This is a genomic window from Microcella alkaliphila (assembly GCF_004216855.1).
Classification (GTDB): domain Bacteria; phylum Actinomycetota; class Actinomycetes; order Actinomycetales; family Microbacteriaceae; genus Microcella; species Microcella alkaliphila.
In genome coordinates, this window is sequence record NZ_SGXT01000013.1 from 183063 (window position 1) to 200394 (window position 17332).

The 17332-nt window shown below is 68.9% G+C and carries 17 protein-coding genes; 8 read left to right on the forward strand and 9 right to left on the reverse strand.

Translation table 11 applies throughout. From position 1 onward, the window contains the following. Window positions 1–2: 2 nt before the first annotated feature. From EV140_RS04205 to xseA, 4 genes are read right to left on the reverse strand one after another with little or no spacing between them, the layout of a single operon-like run. Window positions 3–641 (reverse strand): carbonic anhydrase, encoded by a 639-nt coding sequence (locus EV140_RS04205; protein ID WP_096420929.1) that lies wholly within the window; start codon window positions 639–641, stop codon window positions 3–5. A gap of 30 nt (window positions 642–671) precedes the next feature. Further along, window positions 672–1319 (reverse strand): DUF4245 family protein, encoded by a 648-nt coding sequence (locus tag EV140_RS04210; RefSeq protein ID WP_130281399.1) that lies wholly within the window; start codon window positions 1317–1319, stop codon window positions 672–674. Next, the gene (locus EV140_RS04215; RefSeq protein ID WP_130281401.1) at window positions 1316–1543 is read right to left on the reverse strand and encodes an exodeoxyribonuclease VII small subunit; all 228 of its coding nucleotides are present in this window, start codon (window positions 1541–1543) and stop codon (window positions 1316–1318) included. Before EV140_RS04215 ends, EV140_RS04210 begins: the two co-directional genes overlap by 4 nt. Before the next feature lies 1 nt (window position 1544). Then, window positions 1545–2795, reverse strand: a complete 1251-nt coding sequence (gene xseA / locus EV140_RS04220; RefSeq protein WP_130281403.1) for an exodeoxyribonuclease VII large subunit — start codon at window positions 2793–2795, stop codon at window positions 1545–1547. A gap of 112 nt (window positions 2796–2907) precedes the next feature. Between xseA and EV140_RS04225 the strand changes: the two genes are divergently transcribed. The 7 genes from EV140_RS04225 (at window position 2908) to EV140_RS04255 (ending at window position 10639) form a co-directional block, all read left to right on the forward strand. Further along, the gene (locus EV140_RS04225; protein WP_130281405.1) at window positions 2908–3849 is read left to right on the forward strand and encodes an ATP-binding cassette domain-containing protein; all 942 of its coding nucleotides are present in this window, start codon (window positions 2908–2910) and stop codon (window positions 3847–3849) included. Beyond that, the gene (locus EV140_RS04230; RefSeq protein WP_130281407.1) at window positions 3846–4670 is read left to right on the forward strand and encodes an ABC transporter permease; all 825 of its coding nucleotides are present in this window, start codon (window positions 3846–3848) and stop codon (window positions 4668–4670) included. Before EV140_RS04225 ends, EV140_RS04230 begins: the two co-directional genes overlap by 4 nt. Before the next feature lie 63 nt (window positions 4671–4733). Continuing rightward, the gene (locus tag EV140_RS04235) at window positions 4734–5810 is read left to right on the forward strand and encodes a 4-hydroxy-3-methylbut-2-enyl diphosphate reductase (RefSeq protein ID WP_130281409.1); all 1077 of its coding nucleotides are present in this window, start codon (window positions 4734–4736) and stop codon (window positions 5808–5810) included. A gap of 88 nt (window positions 5811–5898) precedes the next feature. Next, the gene (locus EV140_RS04240; RefSeq protein ID WP_130281411.1) at window positions 5899–7071 is read left to right on the forward strand and encodes a sensor histidine kinase; all 1173 of its coding nucleotides are present in this window, start codon (window positions 5899–5901) and stop codon (window positions 7069–7071) included. Then, entirely contained in the window at window positions 7068–8213 is a 1146-nt protein-coding gene (locus EV140_RS04245; RefSeq protein WP_130281413.1) for a hypothetical protein, read from the forward strand. Before EV140_RS04240 ends, EV140_RS04245 begins: the two co-directional genes overlap by 4 nt. Before the next feature lie 46 nt (window positions 8214–8259). Next, complete coding sequence (locus tag EV140_RS04250; protein ID WP_130281415.1) at window positions 8260–9450, forward strand: sensor histidine kinase; 1191 nt, start codon at window positions 8260–8262, stop codon at window positions 9448–9450. Next, window positions 9443–10639, forward strand: coding sequence for a hypothetical protein (locus EV140_RS04255; RefSeq protein WP_130281417.1), 1197 nt, complete (start codon window positions 9443–9445; stop codon window positions 10637–10639). The genes EV140_RS04250 and EV140_RS04255 overlap by 8 nt, the downstream gene beginning before the upstream one ends. On the opposite strand, the gene fbaA is transcribed toward EV140_RS04255, so the two are convergent. Next, window positions 10636–11682, reverse strand: coding sequence for a class II fructose-bisphosphate aldolase (fbaA, locus tag EV140_RS04260; RefSeq protein WP_130281419.1), 1047 nt, complete (start codon window positions 11680–11682; stop codon window positions 10636–10638). The two genes, EV140_RS04255 and fbaA, sit on opposite strands and share 4 nt — an antisense overlap. A 199-nt stretch (window positions 11683–11881) precedes the next feature. Here fbaA and glpX point away from each other — a divergent pair, with 199 nt between their 5' ends. Further along, the gene (glpX, locus tag EV140_RS04265) at window positions 11882–12838 is read left to right on the forward strand and encodes a class II fructose-bisphosphatase (RefSeq protein WP_130281898.1); all 957 of its coding nucleotides are present in this window, start codon (window positions 11882–11884) and stop codon (window positions 12836–12838) included. A gap of 22 nt (window positions 12839–12860) precedes the next feature. On the opposite strand, the gene EV140_RS04270 is transcribed toward glpX, so the two are convergent. The 4 genes from EV140_RS04270 to EV140_RS04285 form a co-directional block, all read right to left on the reverse strand. Next, complete coding sequence (locus EV140_RS04270) at window positions 12861–13133, reverse strand: VOC family protein (RefSeq protein WP_130281421.1); 273 nt, start codon at window positions 13131–13133, stop codon at window positions 12861–12863. 47 nt (window positions 13134–13180) lie between these two features. Beyond that, the gene (locus EV140_RS04275; RefSeq protein WP_198674343.1) at window positions 13181–14149 is read right to left on the reverse strand and encodes a bile acid:sodium symporter family protein; all 969 of its coding nucleotides are present in this window, start codon (window positions 14147–14149) and stop codon (window positions 13181–13183) included. Next, a complete protein-coding gene (locus EV140_RS04280; protein WP_130281423.1) occupies window positions 14146–15882 on the reverse strand; it encodes an AMP-binding protein in 1737 nt (578 codons plus the stop codon). The genes EV140_RS04275 and EV140_RS04280 overlap by 4 nt, the downstream gene beginning before the upstream one ends. Window positions 15883–15965: 83 nt before the next feature. Beyond that, the gene (locus EV140_RS04285; protein WP_130281425.1) at window positions 15966–17297 is read right to left on the reverse strand and encodes a DNA recombination protein RmuC; all 1332 of its coding nucleotides are present in this window, start codon (window positions 17295–17297) and stop codon (window positions 15966–15968) included. Window positions 17298–17332 lie beyond the last annotated feature (35 nt).

The following is a 17332-nucleotide window of genomic DNA, read 5'->3' on the forward strand; positions in this document are numbered from 1 at the left end:
CGTCACACGGCACCGACGACGGCGTCGGCATTCACGCGGCCGTCATGCAGCTGGTAGTTGGCGCCGACGATCGCAAGACGCCCGGCGGCGACGGCTTCGCTGATGAGCTCGCTCGCGCTGAGGAGCGCCCCGACCGTGTCGCGCAGGTGCTGGCGGCCCACCTCGAACGCGTCGATGGTGTCGACGCCGGGCGAGCCCGCAGCGATGCGCACCCGCTGGACGGCCGGCATGATCTGCGTGACGAGTGAGCGGATGTGCGCGGGTAGGGTCGGAGCGTTCGGCCCCGCCTGATCGAGTGCGGCGCGGACGGCGCCGCACTCGTCGTGGGCCAGCACAACGATGAGCGGCACCTCGAGCACCGCCACGGCGTATTCGAGCGAACCGACGACGCTGTCGCTGACGATCTGGCCGGCATTTCGCACGACAAACAGATCACCGAGGCCCTTGTCGAAGATGATCTCGGCGGCGAGGCGACTGTCGCTGCACCCGAACAGCGCGGCGTCGGGGCGCTGGTAGCCGCTCAACTCGGTGCGACGTTCGGCGTCCTGGTGGGGGTGGCGGGGTTCGCCAGCGACGAAGCGGGCGTTACCCTCTTCCATTTCACGCCACACTGCGGCGGGGGTGCGCTCGGCGGTCGTCATGATCCTCCTCGTCGTGTCGCGACGCGACAGTCAGGGGGCGGTCAGCTCGCCGGCGATCGAGGTGGCGAGCAGAGTGAAGTCGGCTTCCTCCGCCGTGCCAAACAGCACGATTGTGCTGCTCTCGGTCTCGGTCACCAGTGCGTATTGGCGGTTCTCGAGCTGGCTGTTCCCTCGTCGATCGTAGAGCGTCCACGTGACGCCGCCGATCTCGACCTCGTCTCCGGCGGTGCGTGGCTGACGCAACTGCTCAGCGAGCCACGTGGGGTTGGCGTCGAAGCCCTGCAGAAGCGCGACGAAGCCGGCACGGGTGGGCTCGGGGTCGGTGACGAATCCGACGTACCACTCGGTCACGCCGCCTGAGGCGGTGAGACCCGCGCGATTGACCCACCAGCTGGGGGGAACAACGGGGGCGACGATGTCGAAATCGGTTCCCGCGACGAGTTCGTCCGCGGTGGCGCGGTAGTCGATTGGCGGGGGCGTGGGGGCCTCACGGACGACCACGACGATGAGGAAGAGCACAACGAGAAGCGATGCGGCGACCGAGAGAATCAGATTGATTGTGGTCTGGTTGGCCCGGCGTTTCGCTCGGTTCGCGGCCACGCGCGCCGCCTTCTCGTCGGCAGTCTCGGGGCGACCGAGCTCCGCGACGATGGGGCGTCCGGTTGCGGGGTCGGTCATGATGAATCGGCGGCGGCGCGCGCGGCGTCGAGCCGCTCTTTCGCGCCGATCAGCCAGGTTTCGCAGCGTCGGGCTAGGGCCTCGCCGCGCTCCCACAGGGCGATGGACTGCTCGAGCGTGGCGCCGCCCTGCTCGAGTGCGGAGACCACGCGAACGAGCTCGTCGCGAGCCTCCTCGTAGCTGAGGGTCTCGATGTCGGCCGGGGTCTCGCTCACGCTTGTCATGCTATTCGTCGCCTTCTGTGTCGGTGCCGGGAATGCGGGCGTCGGCGGCGATCGCGCCGTCGGCGAGGGTCACGCGCAACCGTGCACCGTCGACGACATCGGACGCGGCGCGCAGCACCGCGCCGTCAGCCGCCTGCACGATGGCGTACCCCCGGTCGAGGGTCGACTGCGGCGAGAGCGAGCGCAGGCGAGCGCGCCGTTCGGCCAATTCGTCGCCAGCGCGCTCGATGCGGCGCTCGGTGAGCTCGGCGCCGCGGGCGACCAGCCGGGTGAGCTCGTCGGCGCGCGCATCGATGATCCAATCGGCGCCGACGAGCACCGGGCGCGATCGCAGCTGGGCCAGGCGGTCGACCTCGGTGCGCACCTGCAGGGTGATGCGGGAGCGCAGCCGCGTGCGGGCCTGGTCGACGCGCGAGAGCTCGTCGCCGACATCGGGAACGACGCGCTTCGCGGCGTCGGTCGGCGTGGATGCACGCAGGTCGGCGACATCGTCGAGCAGGGGGCGGTCATTTTCGTGGCCGATCGCACTCACGACGGGCGTGGAGCAGGCGGCGACGGCGCGCACGACCCGCTCATCGCTGAACGGAAGCAGATTCTGAAAGTCGCCGCCTCCGCGCGCCACGATGATGACGTCGACCTCGGGGTCGGCATCGAGCGCCTCGATGGCGGCGACGAGTTCGCCGACCGCGCGGTCACCCTGCACGGCCGAGTGCTGCACGCGGAACGCGACGGATGGCCAGCGCAGGGCCGCGTTGCGCAGCACATCCTTTTCAGCATCACTGTCTTTGCCCGTCACGAGTCCGATGAGGCTCGGCAAGAAGGGAAGCGGCTTCTTGCGCGCTATGTCGAACAGTCCTTCGGCGCGCAGACTCTGCCGCAGCCGCTCCAGGCGTTCGAGCAGGTCGCCGAGGCCGACGCGCCGCACGTCGAAGACCTGCATCGTCAAGCTGCCGCCCTTGACCCACCAGTTGGCCTTGACGTGCATGACGACGCGATCGCCCTGCGTGACCCCGTCGGGGATGCGCGAGCGCACCGACGACCAGATCACGAACGACACAGTCGCGTCGGCGCTCAGGTCTTTGAGCTTGCCGTAGACGTTGCCGCCCGAGATGCCCCACTGCGTGATCTCCCCCTCGATCCAGACCGCGCCGAGCCGGTCAATCCATCCCTTGAGCTTCTGGGACAGCTCAGCGACGGGCCACGGCGCGTCGGCACTGGTTGGCGCGGGCGTCGACGGAGCGGCGTCGGTCATGGCTCTCCGATTTCTTCGAAGGGGGCGTCGCACTTGCGGCCAGGGTGGGCGCTCGCCAGGGTAGTAGATGGCCCCGACACCGCCGGTGTTCGCGTGAGCCGATGGGGGATGAATGCCGACCGGAACACCGATCACGATCGACCACCTCACGAAGCGCTACGGCGCCGTCGCTGCCGTCGATGACGTCTCCTTCACCGCCCACCCCGGCCGGGTCACGGGGTTCCTCGGCCCGAACGGCGCGGGAAAGACCACAACGCTGCGCGTGCTGCTGGGGCTTGCGCGTGCCACATCCGGCACGGCCACGTTCGGCGGCACCGCCTACGCGGCGCTTGATGATCCCGCCCGCCGGGTCGGAGCATCCCTGTCGTCGGATGTCTTTCATCCCGGGCGAAGCGGACGCGACCACCTGCGCGTCCTGCAGCTAGCCGCCGGCCTCGAACGCGACCGCATCGACGCGGTGCTGCAGCGCGTCGGCATGACCGATGCCGCCGACCGCCGGGTGGGCGGCTACTCCCTCGGCATGCGCCAGCGCCTCGGCCTCGCCGCCGCCCTGCTCGGCGACCCGGGAACACTCGTGCTCGATGAGCCCATCAACGGCCTCGACCCTGCCGGCATCACGTGGATTCGCGTATTCCTGCGCGAGCTCGCCGCAGAGGGGCGCACGATCCTGCTGTCGTCGCACGTGTTGAGCGAGGTGTCGCAGACGGTGGATGACGTTGTCGTGATCGCGCGCGGACGCATTGTCATGGCGGGGGCACTCGCCGAGCTCTCGGCCGGTGCCGTCGCCCGCGTGCGTGTGGACGCTGCCGACCGCAGCGCCCTCGCCTCGGCGATCGCCGCCGCCGGCGGCGTCGTCGAGACGCCCACCGCGGGCCCCCTGGTCGTCACCGGCCTCGACGCCGACGGTGTCGGCCGCGCGGCGTTGGCGGCCGCCATTCCCCTCACGCTGCTCACCCCGCTCTCCGACGACCTCGAATCGGTCTTCCTGCGCCTCACGTCGGAACACCCCGATCCGGATGCTCGACCCGCCTCAAGCGCGGAGGTCGCGGCGTGAGCGCCCTCACGCGCGCCGTCGCCGCGGAACTGGTTCGCGTCTTCTCGCTGCGCACCTGGTGGGTGCTCGCCGTGGTGCTCGTGCTCTACGTCGGGGTCACCGCGGGCGGATTCGCCTTCTTCGTGACCGCCGAGACGGAGGGCGGCCCCGGTCCGCTTCCCGCCGAGGTGGCCACGCAGCTGGTCTACAGCTCGACCACGAGCGTCGCCCTCGTCATTCCGCTGCTGTTCGGGGCGCTCGCCGCGACGAGCGAGTACCGCTGGCGCACTCTCACCCCCACGTTCCTGGCCCAGCCGCGTCGCCCGGTCGTTCTGGTCGGGCGCCTTGTCGTGGCACTGCTCGTCGGCGCACTCTACGGCGTGATTGGCGCGCTCACGTCGGTTGCCGCAGGTGCCGCCGTGCTTGCGGCAAACGGCGTCGACACCCTGCTCGGCGATCCTGACGTGCTCGGCTTGCTCGCTCGCACCGTGCTCGCCTGCGCACTGTGGTCGCTTCTCGGCCTCGGTTTGGGGGCTCTCTTGACCAGCCAGATCGCGGCCATCGTCATTGTGCTGGTCTTCACGCAGTTCGTGGAGCCGATCCTGCGCATCGTTGCCGGCGCCTGGGAGTGGTCGGCAGAGCTCGCCCGCTACCTCCCGGGTGCGGCCACCGACTCGCTCGTCGGGGCCGGCATTATCGCCTCCATCGGCCAACTTGATCCCACCGTGCCGGGCGTGATCGAGCCGCTCACCCGACTCGAGGGGGGCCTTGTGCTGACCGCCCTGAGCGTGCTGCTCGTCGCTGTCGCGGCCGTGACCACCCTCCGACGCGACGTTGAGTAGGGCCGCGCGCACGCGCATCCCCTATCAGGGGCGAATTCAGGGCCGACCCGTAGACTCGACCCGATGTCCACGATCACGAACGGCGCCCTCGGCCAGACGCTGACCGCGCCCGTCATTCCTGAGCGTCGCGAGCGGCTCACCCCGGTCGAGATCGACCGCCCCAAGCGCGTGCTGTTGGCCGCGCCGCGCGGCTACTGTGCCGGCGTCGACCGCGCCGTCATCGCCGTTGAGAAAGCGCTCGAGCAGTACGGTGCGCCGGTCTACGTGCGCAAGCAGATCGTGCACAACGTGCACGTGGTCAGCGAACTCGAGAAGGCCGGCGCGATCTTCGTCGACGAGGTCGACGAGGTGCCCGAGGGCTCGCACATCGTATTTTCGGCCCACGGTGTGAGCCCCGCTGTCGTGAAGGGCGCGGCAGACCGCGAGCTGCAGGCCATCGACGCCACCTGCCCGCTCGTGACAAAAGTGCACCGAGAGGCCGTGCGGTTCTCGAAGCAGGACTACTGGATCCTCCTGATCGGTCACGAGGGCCACGAAGAGGTCGAAGGCACGATGGGGCACGCCCCCGAGCGCACCATTCTCGTGAACGACCCCGACGAGGCCGACCGCATCGAGGTGCCCGAGACCGAGAACCTCATCTGGTTGTCGCAGACCACGCTCTCGGTCGACGAGACGATGGAGACCGTGCGTCGCCTGCGCGAACGGTTCCCGCACCTGAAGGACCCGCCCAGCGACGACATCTGCTACGCGACGCAGAACCGTCAGGTGGCGATCAAGAAGGTCGCTCCTGACGCCGATCTCGTCATCATTGTCGGCTCGTCCAACAGCTCGAACAGCGTGCGTCTCGTCGAGGTCGCGCTGGAATACGGGGCGAAGGCGGCGTATCGCATCGACTACGCCAGCGAGATTCGACAGGAGTGGTTCGAGGGCGTCGCGAGCGTCGGGGTGAGCTCGGGTGCGAGCGTTCCCGAGGTGCTTGTCGAGCAGGTGCTCGCCGACCTGCGTGATGCAGGGTTCGAGAACGTCGAGATTGTGAAGACCGCAGAGGAAGATCTGATGTTCTCGCTGCCGAAGGAACTCCGAACGAACGCCACGGGAGAGCGCGACGAGCGCGCCCTCGGCGGTCGCACCCGGAGCTGAGGCGATAGGGCGCCGGGCAGTGCCGTCCAATCAGGCGCCCACAGCCCCGCCGAGCGATTCGTTCGCGTCTCTGCCAGCGCCGCGCGGGGTGACGGCTGCGGGTCTCGTGCGCGGCCTGAGCGCCGCCATGCGCTGGATCGGTCCCGTATCGGTACTGCTGGTGCTTGCCGTGATCGGCGAGACGGCTGTCGTGCTCGGGCACGGCCCCGCGTCCGTGCCGCTCGTGCTGACACTCCTTCCCGTCCTCGTGACGTCGCTGGCTCTCGCCGCCCGCCCGAGCGTCGTCACGATGGTGACGCACCTCGGCGTGGGGCTCACCATCGGCACGGCGTATGCAGCGCTGGCCACCTCGTACGCCGCACCCCTCGGGGATCGCTCGGGCTTCCTGGTCGAGGGCGCTGCCGTCGCGCTGATCTTTGTCGGGGCGCTCGGCACGCGGGGCGTGAGCGGCATCGGCTGGATCCTGGCGGGGCTCGGCGTCGGGACGATCGCGATTGCCCTGGGCGCCGTCATCGTGGGCGAGGAGCCTCACTTTTCGCCCGATCGCGTCATTGATGCCCTCATCATGGTCTTCGCCTTTGCCGTGGTCGACATCGGCTGGCGGCGCAGCGGCGGGCGCCTCCCCGCCTTCCGCGACATTGCCCGCGAGACGCGTCGCGCCGACGAGCGTCGCCGCCGCGAACGGTCGGCTGCCGCTGTCGTGCACGACACCGTCCTGTCCGATCTCGCCGCCATTGCTCACGGAGACGGCGCTCTCGATGAGAGGATGCGCGACCGCATCCGGGCGGACCTCACGCGCTTGGAGGGTGCGAGCGCGACCGACACCGGCACGGTCTCGATCCTGCCCCGCGAGGGCACATTCGGCCGCGCCCTGCTGGACCTGGTCGAGGATTACCGCTGGCGTGGCGGCCGCATCGACCTGGCCGGCACGGAGCTGTTGACCGATGACGCCCTCCCACCCGTCGTCGCGGAGGCGTTGCACGCCGCCGTCGCGGCGACGCTCGACAACGTGCGTCGCCACGCGTCGGCCCATCACGTCGAGCTGACGCTCGGAGGAGACGACGACCGCCTCACGGTGCTCGTCGTGGATGACGGACTGGGCTTCGACGTCGACGCGGTGGCGGTCGACCGTTTGGGTCTCCGCGAGTCGATCATCGGCCGAATGGAGCGCGCCGGGGGGTCCGCCAGGATCTGGTCGTCGGAAGCGGGCACCACCGTGCTGCTCTCGGCTCCCCGCGCCGGGGCGGAGGCCGAGCGATGACCGTGTGGTGGCGGCGCTCGGCCAACGAGGTCGACACGCTCAGCTGGTTGACCGCGTCGCTCGTGACCGCGTGGGTTCCCGTCTTGATCGTGGCACTCGGCGCCGGTGGGGTGCTGCTCGGTGAGCAGGGCGCCGATGCGCCCGGTTTTCAGTGGGCTGCCGTCGTGCTGGCCGCACTGGCAACCGGTGCCATCCATTTCGCCGCCCGTCCCACCCGTCGACGTTTCGGAACGGCTACGGCAATGGTCGTCGCCGTGTTGGCGAGCTCGGCGGTTCTCGTCAGCGGGTGGGGCATCGCGCGAGGGGGTCACGGAGCGACCGCAGAGCTCGTCCCCGAGTTGTGGTGGGCTCCAGTCGCGGTTGCGCTCGTCGTCATGTCGCTCAGCCCGTTCGTTCCCGGTCGCGTCTTCCTGCCGGCGGGAGCGATGGTTGCCGGTGCCAGCGTGCTGGGTGCTGCATTCGCGACAGAGCCGCTCGCCGCCGTCTCTCCCGGAGCGGAGGTGGTGATCGCCGCGTCCTCACCGCTGTTCGCCCTCATCGGCGGTACCTTCCTCACGCGCGCGCTCATCGATGAAGTGCAGGGCTGGCGCTCGGGCATCGTCGACACCATCGCGGTGCCGCCCGCGCGCGAGAAGGCGGTGTCGATCGTGGACCGCACCACGCGCGGGGTGCTCAGCGCGGACGCGATGCCCTTCCTGCGGGCCATCGCCGATGGTGCGCCGGTGGACGCCGCCACGCGCGCGCGGGCGGCCGAGCTGGCGGCCGAGCTGCGCACCGCGCTCATCGACCGTGAGGGCAGCGGCTGGCTCGGCGCCGTCGTTGCCACCCGGGCGGTGCACGTCACCGACCCGCACCGCCTTGCTGATCGCGTCTCCCTCGACCAGCGCGCGGCGATCCTCGCGCTCATCGACGGGGTGTTCTCCGACCAGACCGCCGGCGTGTATGCCGCGCGGCTGGAACTGGCTCCGGGTGGGGAGGGGAACGTCGCTGTGGCGCTCACGCTCGATCTTGAGCTTCCGGAGGGGCGCCGCACCGCGGTGCTGGCCCCGTACTACCTGACGGCGAAGTCGGTCGTGCGGGACATCTCGTGGACCAACGGACGCTCGCTCGTCGTCCGCTTCGGAGTCGACGGCGAGCGGTAGCCCTGCGGGCGCACGCGAGCGCTAGCCTGAGCGCGAGGGGAGGACCATGCCGACGGTCGCACTGCCGCGAGATGTCGCCGCCGCAGTCGTCGTGTCGGGGCTCTCGACGGCCATGCGCGCCGTCGCGATCGGGGGTACGGCGCTGACCGTCGTCATGTCGGTCGACGTGGTTCTCTCCGCCGGGCTCGATCCTTTGCGCGCGCCCATCGTCGCGGCGCCGGCAGTCGCGGTGCTCCTTCTCGCCGCCCTGTTGCTCATGCTGCCGTCGCGCGCGACCGCGACGCTCTACCTGGCCGCCGGAGGGGTTGCCGCCGCGGCGTCCGTCGTCGCGGTGGTGGCGCTCGCCGAGCAGGGCGACGATCCCTTCATCCTGAATCGTGTTGCCACCGCGTTGCCGCTCGTCGGTGCCCTCGGCGGCAGCGCCCGTAGCGGGGTGCGCTGGACACTCGCGGCACTCGCCGTGTCCTACTCCGCTCTCGCGGTCGGCTGGTGGGCCGTCGGCACTCCCGGTCCGTTCGGCTACGGCCCGCTCATCGTGGGCGTCGTGTCACTCACCGGCTTCGGGTTGCTCGCTGCTGTGCGCTATCGCGCGAAGCAGCGCGTTCCCGAGTTCTTGGCGGTGCAGCGAGCGGTCTTGATCGATGAACGCGAGCGTGAATTGCAGCGACGCGCGGCGGCGGCCGTGCACGACACCGTCCTCGCCGATCTCGCGGTCATCGCGATGACGGTCGGAACCGTCGATGAGCGGATGCGCGACCACATTCTGCGGGACCTCGACGCGATCGTGCGCCCGACCGCCCGCCGGGTGTCGTCGTCCACGGCCGTCACGGCAGCCCCCGCGCCGCTTGCCGACGCGCTGCTCGAGCTCGCCGATCACTACCGCTGGACCGGGGTGAGTGTGCAACTGAGCGGCGCCGAGGAACTCACGGCGGAGGTGCCTGCGCCCGTCGTCGACGCGCTCGTCGGTGCCACCCGCGCGGCGCTCGACAACGTTGCGGCACACGCCGGTACCGGCCAGGCCGAACTCGTCGTCGGTCAGCGTGACGACGCGATCGTACTTCTCGTCGTCGACGCGGGTGTCGGTTTCGACCCCGACGCCGTCGGCGCCGATCGACTCGGCCTGCGCGAATCGATTGACGGACGCATCCGCACGGTCGGTGGGTCGGTGCGCATCTGGTCCGGTGACGAGGGCACCACCGTCATGATGCGGGTTCCGCTCGGAGCGCGCGATGAGTGACCGTTCGCACGTATCCCCCTGGTCGACCGACCCGATCAGCTGGGTGACGACCGCCGCGATTCCGGTGACGGCAACGGTCCTCGCCGTCGTCTACAGCGTGATCGAGGTGATCGCCGTTCCGCCGCGCGGCGGCACCCTGCAGTGGCTCGGCATTCTGCTGCTCGCCGCATCGGGTGCGATCGTGCATCTGCGCACGCGTCCGCCGCGCGGAGTGCTGGGCGCACCCGAGATCATGACCATTTTCGGCTTGCTGAGCGCAGCCACGCTGTGCTCGGCTCTCGACCATCAGGGCGTCGCCTTTTCGATCACGTTCTGGTGGGCACCCTTCGGGGTGTCTCTCCTGCTCGTTGCCATGGCCCCCTACGTGCGCGCGTCGAGCATCGCCGCGCTCGCTGTCGCGCTGGTTGGAGTTGTCTCGCTCATCGCCGTCGTGCTCATCGTTCCCCACGATCCGAGCTGGCCGCCGGTCACGACCGCGCTCATCGTGGTCACCCCGGTCGTGGCCGGGGGTACCGTGAGCGCGGTGCTCTCCGGCAGCATCGTGCGCCGGCTCATGCGCTGGAGTGAGCGACCCCTCCCCGGGGCCCCCGTGATCGGACCGGCGGGCATCGATGACCGGGCGCTGGTGCGGGCCGTCGACGACGAGATCTCGGAGCAGTTGGCGGCTGCCGTCACGTTTCTGCGCGGCGTTGCCCGACGGGGCGAGGTCACCGACAGGGATGCGCGCCAGGCCCGTTCGTTGTCGCTCGAATTGCGGGCGCGGCTCATCGCCGACGCGTCGGCCACCTGGCTCGAGCGCGTCGTGCGCGGTCACCCCGTCGACCTCGACGACCCCGAGCGTCTCGCCGACCGGTTGAGCGTCTCGCAGCGCACCGCCCTCCGCGCGATGATCGATGCGCTGCTCGCGCATCCCGAATCGGGGTTCGTGTCGGCGAGTATTGCCCTGCGGGGCTCCGCATCGGGTGATGTCGCCGTCGCGATGCGCATCAACACGACCCTGCCCGAGGGGCGGCGCATCAGCTTCCTCGCGCCCTACTACGTCTCGTTGTCGTCTGCCGTGCGCGACATCCAGTGGCGCGACGGCGCGACTCTCAACGTGGAGTTCGAGGCGCCCGCCGAAACGACAGCGGGGCGTGCGCCGCTGGTGCAACGCACGCCCCGGAGCGAGACGGCAGGGGAGCGGGACTAGCGGCCCGAGTGCCCCGCCGAACCGAGCTGCTGCGTGGCCTCGACGACCCGCTTCGCCATCGCTGTTTCGGCGGCCTTGCCCCACGCGCGCGGGTCGTAGATTTTCTTGTTGCCGACCTCGCCGTCAACCTTCAAGAAGCCGTCGTAGTTCTTCAGCACGCTGTCGGCGACCGAGCGGCTGTAGGCGTACTGCGTGTCGGTGTCGATGTTCATCTTGATGACACCGTTGGCGACCGCGGTGGCGATCTCCTCGTCGGTCGAGCCCGAGCCTCCGTGGAAGACGAGGTCGAGCGGCAGGGCGGCCGTGCCGTTCGCGGAGTTCGGGAAGTACCGTGCGGCGATGCCGTCCTGAATCTCCTTGAGCAGTTCGGGGCGCAACTTCACGTTGCCCGGCTTGTAGACGCCGTGCACGTTGCCGAAGGTGAGGGCGGCCATGTAGCGGCCCTGCTCGCCGAGGCCCAGCGCCTCGACGGCCTGCTCGACGTCGCCGAGCGTCGTGTAGAGGGCGTCGTTCGAGCCCTCGTGCTGCACGCCGTCCTCCTCGCCGCCCACGACGCCGATCTCGACCTCGAGGATGGCGTTGATGTTCTTCATGCGGGGCAGCAGCTCGCGAGCGATCTCAATATTCTCCGCCAGCGGCACCGCCGAGCCATCCCACATGTGCGACTGGAATATCGGGTTGCGGCCCGCCTTCACCTCGGCCTCGCTAGCCTCAATGAGCGGCATGACGAAGCCGTCGAGCGCGTCCTTAGGGCAGTGGTCGGTGTGCAGCGCGACCGTGATGGGGTAGTTCTTGGCCACCTCAGTGGCGAAGGCGGCGAATGCGAGAGCGCCCGAGGCGCGGGCCTTCACGCTCTGGCCGGCGAAGTAGTCGGCGCCGCCGGTCGTGACCTGCAGGATGCCGTCGGAGCCGGCCTCGGTGAGGCCCTGCAGAACGGCGTTGATCGTCGACGACGACGACACGTTGATGGCGGGGTAGGCGAACCCGCCCTTCTTGGCCTTGTCGAGCATCTCGGCGTACTGCTCGGGGGTGGCGATGGGCATGGTGCTCCTCGTGCGTGGTGGGCTGTGGGGACGGCTCCGAGTCTAGCCAGCGCGCGGCGCCCGGCCGCTAGGCTGGGGGAGCGCTGTTCTACCACCCGGCGCGTCCGTTCATCCGCTTGATCGACGCCGAGAGAAGGACGCCACTGTGGTGACCACCGAAACCGGAACCCTGTTCCTGCACCCCGACCGCAACCTCGCCATGGAGCTGGTGCGCGCGACCGAGGCGGCCGCGATCCGCTCGGCCCCCTACATCGGCCGCGGCGACAAGAACGCGGCCGACGGCGCGGCGGTGGATGCGATGCGCAAATTCTTGGGGACGGTCAACTTCACGGGCGTCGTCGTCATCGGTGAGGGCGAGAAAGACAATGCCCCCATGCTGTTCAACGGCGAGCAGGTCGGCACCGGCAACGGCCCCATGTGCGACATCGCCGTCGACCCGATCGATGGCACGTCGCTGACGGCGGCCGGGCGCAGCCACGCGATCTCGATGATCGCGGTCGCCGATCGGGGAACCATGCTGGACGCCTCCAGCGTGTTCTACATGGACAAGATCGTCACGGGGCACGAGGGAATCGGCGTCGTCGACATCCGCCAATCGGTCGGCGAGAACATTCGAGCCCTCGCCGCGGCGAAGGGCAAGCGTGTCGATCAGATGCGCATCGCCGTGCTCGACCGGCCGCGCCATCAGGGTCTGATCGACGAGATCCGCGAGGCGGGCGCCGGTACGCGCCTCATCCTCGACGGTGACGTTGCCGCGGGCATCAACGCCGCGCGTCACGACACCCGCATCGACATGGCGATCGGCACGGGTGGCAGCCCCGAGGGCGTTGCGACGGCCTGCGCGGTGAAGGCGCTCGGCGGCTTCATTCAGGGCCGCCTCGCGCCGGGCTCCGACGAGGAACGCGAGAAGGGTGCCGCGGCCGGCCTGAAGTTCGACCACGTCTACGAAGCGAACGAGCTCGTGAGCAGCGACAACACCTTCTTCGTTGCGACCGGTGTCACCGACGGCGAGCTGGTGCGCGGCGTGCTGCGCGACGGCCCGATGATCCGCACCGAGTCGATCGTGCTGCGCTCACGCTCGGGAACCATCCGCCGCGTGGTCGCCGACCACCAGGTTTCGAAGTGGCTCGACGAGAATGAGGTACTCGGGCTGTAGTTCAGTTCGGATCCGCGCGACGCTAGGCCGCGTCGTCACCCGGCGGGTTCTGCAGCACTGAGATGATGTTGCCGGCCGGGTCGGTGAACCACGCGATGTCGGGGCCCCGCCCCGCTGCGATTCCCCGGGAGATGCCGCGTGCATCCTGGTCGAGGCCGCCGCCCGGCAGGTCGATAGTGAGCTGGCCCATGTCGGCGTATCCGACGTCGAGGCCGAGAACGCGACCGTAGAAGTCGTGCGCGGCGTCGACGTCGCGAACGGCGAAACCGGCGAAGGCGAAGCGCGTGGCGATCATGTCGCGACGCTACTCCGCCTCCGCCGGTCAGGCTAGAGGCTGGTGCGCTACAGCAGGCTCGGGATCTTCTGCTCTTCGGCCGTGTTGGCACGGCGGAACCAGAACGTCACGAAGGTGGCGATGATCACGATGAACAGCGAGTACAGCGCCGGCACGATCAGGATCAGGCCGATCTCGGGGGTGCCCGAGAAGGTCAGGATCACGATCGCGATAGCCAGCGGCCCGTTTTGGATGCCCGTCTCGAGGCCGATCGTGCGCGCGTTCGCCGGGTGCAGGCGGATCGCTCGCGCGATGAAGTAGGCCACGAAGATGCCCACGAGTCCGAGCCCGATCGCCACCGTGTAGGTCTGCCACGGGGTGGAGGTCAGCAGCGCCCAGTTGCGCGGCACCCACGTCGCCATGAGGAACACGATGAAGAACAGGCCGAAGAACCCGCCCAGCAGTTCCATGAACGCGCCGACATTGGCGCTGTAGCGCCGGAGGATCATGCCCGCGACGACGGGGATGAGTAGCGTCGCGAGCGTCACCACGATGTTGACGATCGGGATCTGCAGGTCGGTCTCCTCCGTGAACACGAAGCCGCCGTAGAAGGCGAGCACGAGCGGCGTCATGAGAATCGCCCACAGCGTCGAATTCGTCGTCATGATGACGCTGAGCGCGAGGTTGCCCTTCGAGAAGTACGTGAAGATGTTCGACGTCGTGCCGGCGGGTACGCAGCCCATCAGCAGGGCACCCAGGGCGACGGGCCCCGCGTACTCCCGCGGCAGTTGGAACAACAGCGTGATGACGAGCACGTAGGCCAGCAGCGGCATGATGCCGAACTGGGTGACGAAGCCGATGATCAGCCCGTACGGTCGGCGCAGCGCCGACTTGAAGTCACGCGGCGTGAGCCCGGCGCCGAGGCCGAACATGATGACGAAGACGAGTCCGACGAGCAGTGCCTGCTCGAACGGGGTGACGACGTCTTGCTCGTTGACGACCGTCGTCGAGAGGCTTAAGAAGGATGCGGCGATCACGACAGCTCCCTTCCTTGCGTCTCGATACTGGCCGTTTCGCTCGTGACCGCTTCGGCCCGCAGCTCGCGGCGGAGGATCTTGCCGATCGGGCTCTTCGGCAGTTCGTCGACGAAGCGCACCGACTTCGGCACCTTGTAGGCGGCCAGTGACTCGCGGCAGTGCGCGATGATCTCGGCTTCCGTCGGGCGGGGGTCGTTCGCAACGACGTAGGCGCGGACGGCCTCCCCGGTCTTGTCGTCGGGGATGCCGACGACGCCGACCTCGTTGACGCCGGGCATGGAGGCGATGCGCTCTTCGACCTCGTTGGGGAAGACGTTGAAGCCCGAGACGAGCACCATGTCTTTCTTGCGGTCGACAATCGTGAAGTAACCGTCGGCGTCCATTTCGGCAATGTCGCCGGTGCGGAACCAGCCGTCGAGCATGGCGTTCGCGGTCTCGTCGTCGCGCTGCCAGTAGCCCTTCATGATCTGCGGGCCGCGGGCGACGATCTCGCCGGGCTCTCCGACGCCGGCGTCGGTGCCGTCGTCTTTCACGCAGCGCACGTCGGTCGAGGGCACCGGAATGCCGATGGTGCCGTCTTTCACCTCGCCGCCGAAGGGGTTGAAGGTGAGCACGGGTGAGGTCTCGGTGAGCCCGTAGCCTTCGACGATCGGGGTGCCCGTGACCTCGCGCCAGCGCTCCGCAACCGACTCGTGCAGAGCCATGCCGCCGGCGGCCGAGCCGATCAGGTGCTTCGGCGGGTGCTCGACGAACCAGCGTTCGTTGAGCAGGGCGTTGAAGAGCGTGTTCACGCCTGTGGTCCAGGTGATTTTGTAGTTCTCGAACGCGCGCTTCAGGTTGCTCGGTGGTCGCGGAGACGGCACGAGAATGTTGCGCGCGCCCATGTGGTAGAAGCCGATCAGGTTCACCGTGAAGGCGAAAATGTGGTACAGCGGCAGCGCCGTCAAAACGATCTCTTTGCCGGGGCGAATACTCTCGCCGAGCATCTGCAGCACCTGCATCGTGTTCGACACGAGGTTGCCGTGCGTCAGCATGGCGCCCTTCGACACACCCGTCGTGCCACCGGTGTACTGCAGGGCGGCGATCGATTCGAGGTCGACCCCGTCGAGGTAGCTGGAGCTGCGCCCCATGAGTTCGCGGCCGCGCGACAGCGCGGTTTGGAAGGACGTGTGCTCGACCTCGATCTTCGGCAACGACCGGTTCCAGTACTTCTGCACGAGGCGAATGACGCCGGCGACGACCGGCGGGAAGAACTCGGCGATGCGGACGGTGACCACCGTCTGTATGCCGGTTGCCGACACCACCTCGGGCAGTCGGTCGGCAAACATGTCGATGATGACGAGAGCCTTCGCGCCCGAGTCACTGAACTGGTGTGTCATCTCGCTCGCGGTGTAGAGCGGGTTCGTGTTGACGAGCACGAGGCCGGCCTTGAAGATGCCGAACGCGACGATCGGGAAGGCGAGACAGTTCGGCATTTGGACGGCGACTCGGTCGCCCGCCTCGAGCGTGAGCTCCTCGCGCAGGTACGCAGCAAAGGCATCGGACAGCTCGTCGACCTGGTTGTAGGTCAGTGAGCCGTTCATGCCGTTCGGCATGCACTGCGTGAACGCGATCTGGTCACCGTAGTCGGTGGTCGCTTTCGACAGCAGGTCGGGCATGTGCCGGAAGGGGGTTGCGACGAGCTCATGCTCGACGCCGCTCGGATAGTGGGCGAGCCAGGGGCGTTGGGTCATCGTTGATCTTTCGCCAAGGGTGGACCCCGGCACCTCGTTGCACCAGGGATTGCCGCAATCCTAGCGACGGGCGCGAACGCGACTCACTCGCCTCGCTGGTCGTCCACAGTCTCGAGCTCGCCCGTGGTCGACAGATTGTCGACAAGCTCCATCGCGGTGATTTCGCGCGGCCCCTCTTCGATGGATGCGAGCGGCCCGAGCACGGTCGACTCGTCGAGGCGCTGCAGCTTGCGCGCGCTCGGCAGCACCTGGCGTTCCATCGACCCGACGAAGCCGTTGTAGTTCTTGACCGTGCCCTCGATCGAGCGGCCGAGCTTTTCGATGTGCCCGGCAAGTGTGCCGAGGCGGCCGTACAGCTCGCGGCTGAGGTCGAACAGTTGCTTGGCATCTTCGGTCAGAACGTCTTGTTGCCACGAGAACGCGACAGTCTTCAGTACCGACCAGAGAGTGACGGGCGAGGCGAGGGCGACGCGCTTCGAGAAGGCGTAGTCCATGATCGCGGGGTCGGCCTCCATGGCGCTGGAGACGAGCGACTCGCTCGGGATGAAGGCGATGACGAGCTCGGGGGAGGCGTCGAGCCCCGCCCAGTACGCCTTCGAACCGAGCGCGTCGATGTGCGAACGCACAGCCTTGACGTGCTGCTTCATGAGCGCCTCGCGCCGCGCGCCCTCGTCACCCGTGGCGGTGATCGCGATCTGGCTGGCCTCAAGGTAGGCGGTGAAGGGCACCTTTGCGTCCACCGCGATGTTCTTGCCGCCGGGAAGGTGAATGACCATGTCGGGGCGGCCCGCGCCCGCGTCGGAGCTGATGCTCGCCTGCGTGTCGAAGTCGACCCGCTCGATGAGGCCGGCGGCCTGAACAACGTTGCGCAGCTGGGTCTCGCCCCACACGCCGCGCACGCTGTTCGACCGCAGGGCGCTCGCGAGCGACTCGGCGGTGGCGCGCAGTCGCTCTTCCGATTCAGTGGCCGACTTCAACTGCTGCGTCAACTGCCCGTGCTGCTGGCTGCGCTGCGTTTCGAGCTCGGTCACCTTCGCCTGCATCGTGCGCAGTGTCTCTTGCACGGGGGTAAGCGCCTGCAGCACCTTGCTGTCGGCGCGCTCGCGCTCCTCGCGGGCGCGCTGCTCGGCCTGGGCGCGCTCGACGAACTCGCGGTGGGCTTGCTGCGCCTGCGTCACCTGCTCACGTAAGCCGTCGGCCGTGGCCGTAAGCCCCGCGAGCTCGGCGGTGAGCTCGGCCCGCACCGCGGCCTCCTCGGCGCGAAGCTGGGCGAGCGCTGCCTCGTGTCGCGCAGCGACCACGGCGGGATCGTCACCGGTGGGCGTTGCCCCGCGCCGACCCAGCAGGATGCCGGCGACGGCACCGACGTTGAGGCCGAGGATGAGCCCGAGAGCGAGCGGTACGAGAAACTCCATGTCCTAACTCTCGCAGGCACCCCCGACATCGCGGC

Coding starts and splice junctions, on each gene's coding strand:
- EV140_RS04205 (WP_096420929.1), bottom strand. CDS start 641: ATGACGACCGCCGAGCGCACCCCCGCCGCAGTGTGGCGTGAAATGGAA.
- EV140_RS04210 (WP_130281399.1), bottom strand. CDS start 1,319: ATGACCGACCCCGCAACCGGACGCCCCATCGTCGCGGAGCTCGGTCGC.
- EV140_RS04215 (WP_130281401.1), bottom strand. CDS start 1,543: ATGACAAGCGTGAGCGAGACCCCGGCCGACATCGAGACCCTCAGCTAC.
- xseA (WP_130281403.1), bottom strand. CDS start 2,795: ATGACCGACGCCGCTCCGTCGACGCCCGCGCCAACCAGTGCCGACGCG.
- EV140_RS04225 (WP_130281405.1), top strand. CDS start 2,908: ATGCCGACCGGAACACCGATCACGATCGACCACCTCACGAAGCGCTAC.
- EV140_RS04235 (WP_130281409.1), top strand. CDS start 4,734: ATGTCCACGATCACGAACGGCGCCCTCGGCCAGACGCTGACCGCGCCC.
- EV140_RS04245 (WP_130281413.1), top strand. CDS start 7,068: ATGACCGTGTGGTGGCGGCGCTCGGCCAACGAGGTCGACACGCTCAGC.
- EV140_RS04250 (WP_130281415.1), top strand. CDS start 8,260: ATGCCGACGGTCGCACTGCCGCGAGATGTCGCCGCCGCAGTCGTCGTG.
- EV140_RS04255 (WP_130281417.1), top strand. CDS start 9,443: ATGAGTGACCGTTCGCACGTATCCCCCTGGTCGACCGACCCGATCAGC.
- fbaA (WP_130281419.1), bottom strand. CDS start 11,682: ATGCCCATCGCCACCCCCGAGCAGTACGCCGAGATGCTCGACAAGGCC.
- glpX (WP_130281898.1), top strand. CDS start 11,882: ATGGAGCTGGTGCGCGCGACCGAGGCGGCCGCGATCCGCTCGGCCCCC.
- EV140_RS04270 (WP_130281421.1), bottom strand. CDS start 13,133: ATGATCGCCACGCGCTTCGCCTTCGCCGGTTTCGCCGTTCGCGACGTC.
- EV140_RS04280 (WP_130281423.1), bottom strand. CDS start 15,882: ATGACCCAACGCCCCTGGCTCGCCCACTATCCGAGCGGCGTCGAGCAT.
- EV140_RS04285 (WP_130281425.1), bottom strand. CDS start 17,297: ATGGAGTTTCTCGTACCGCTCGCTCTCGGGCTCATCCTCGGCCTCAAC.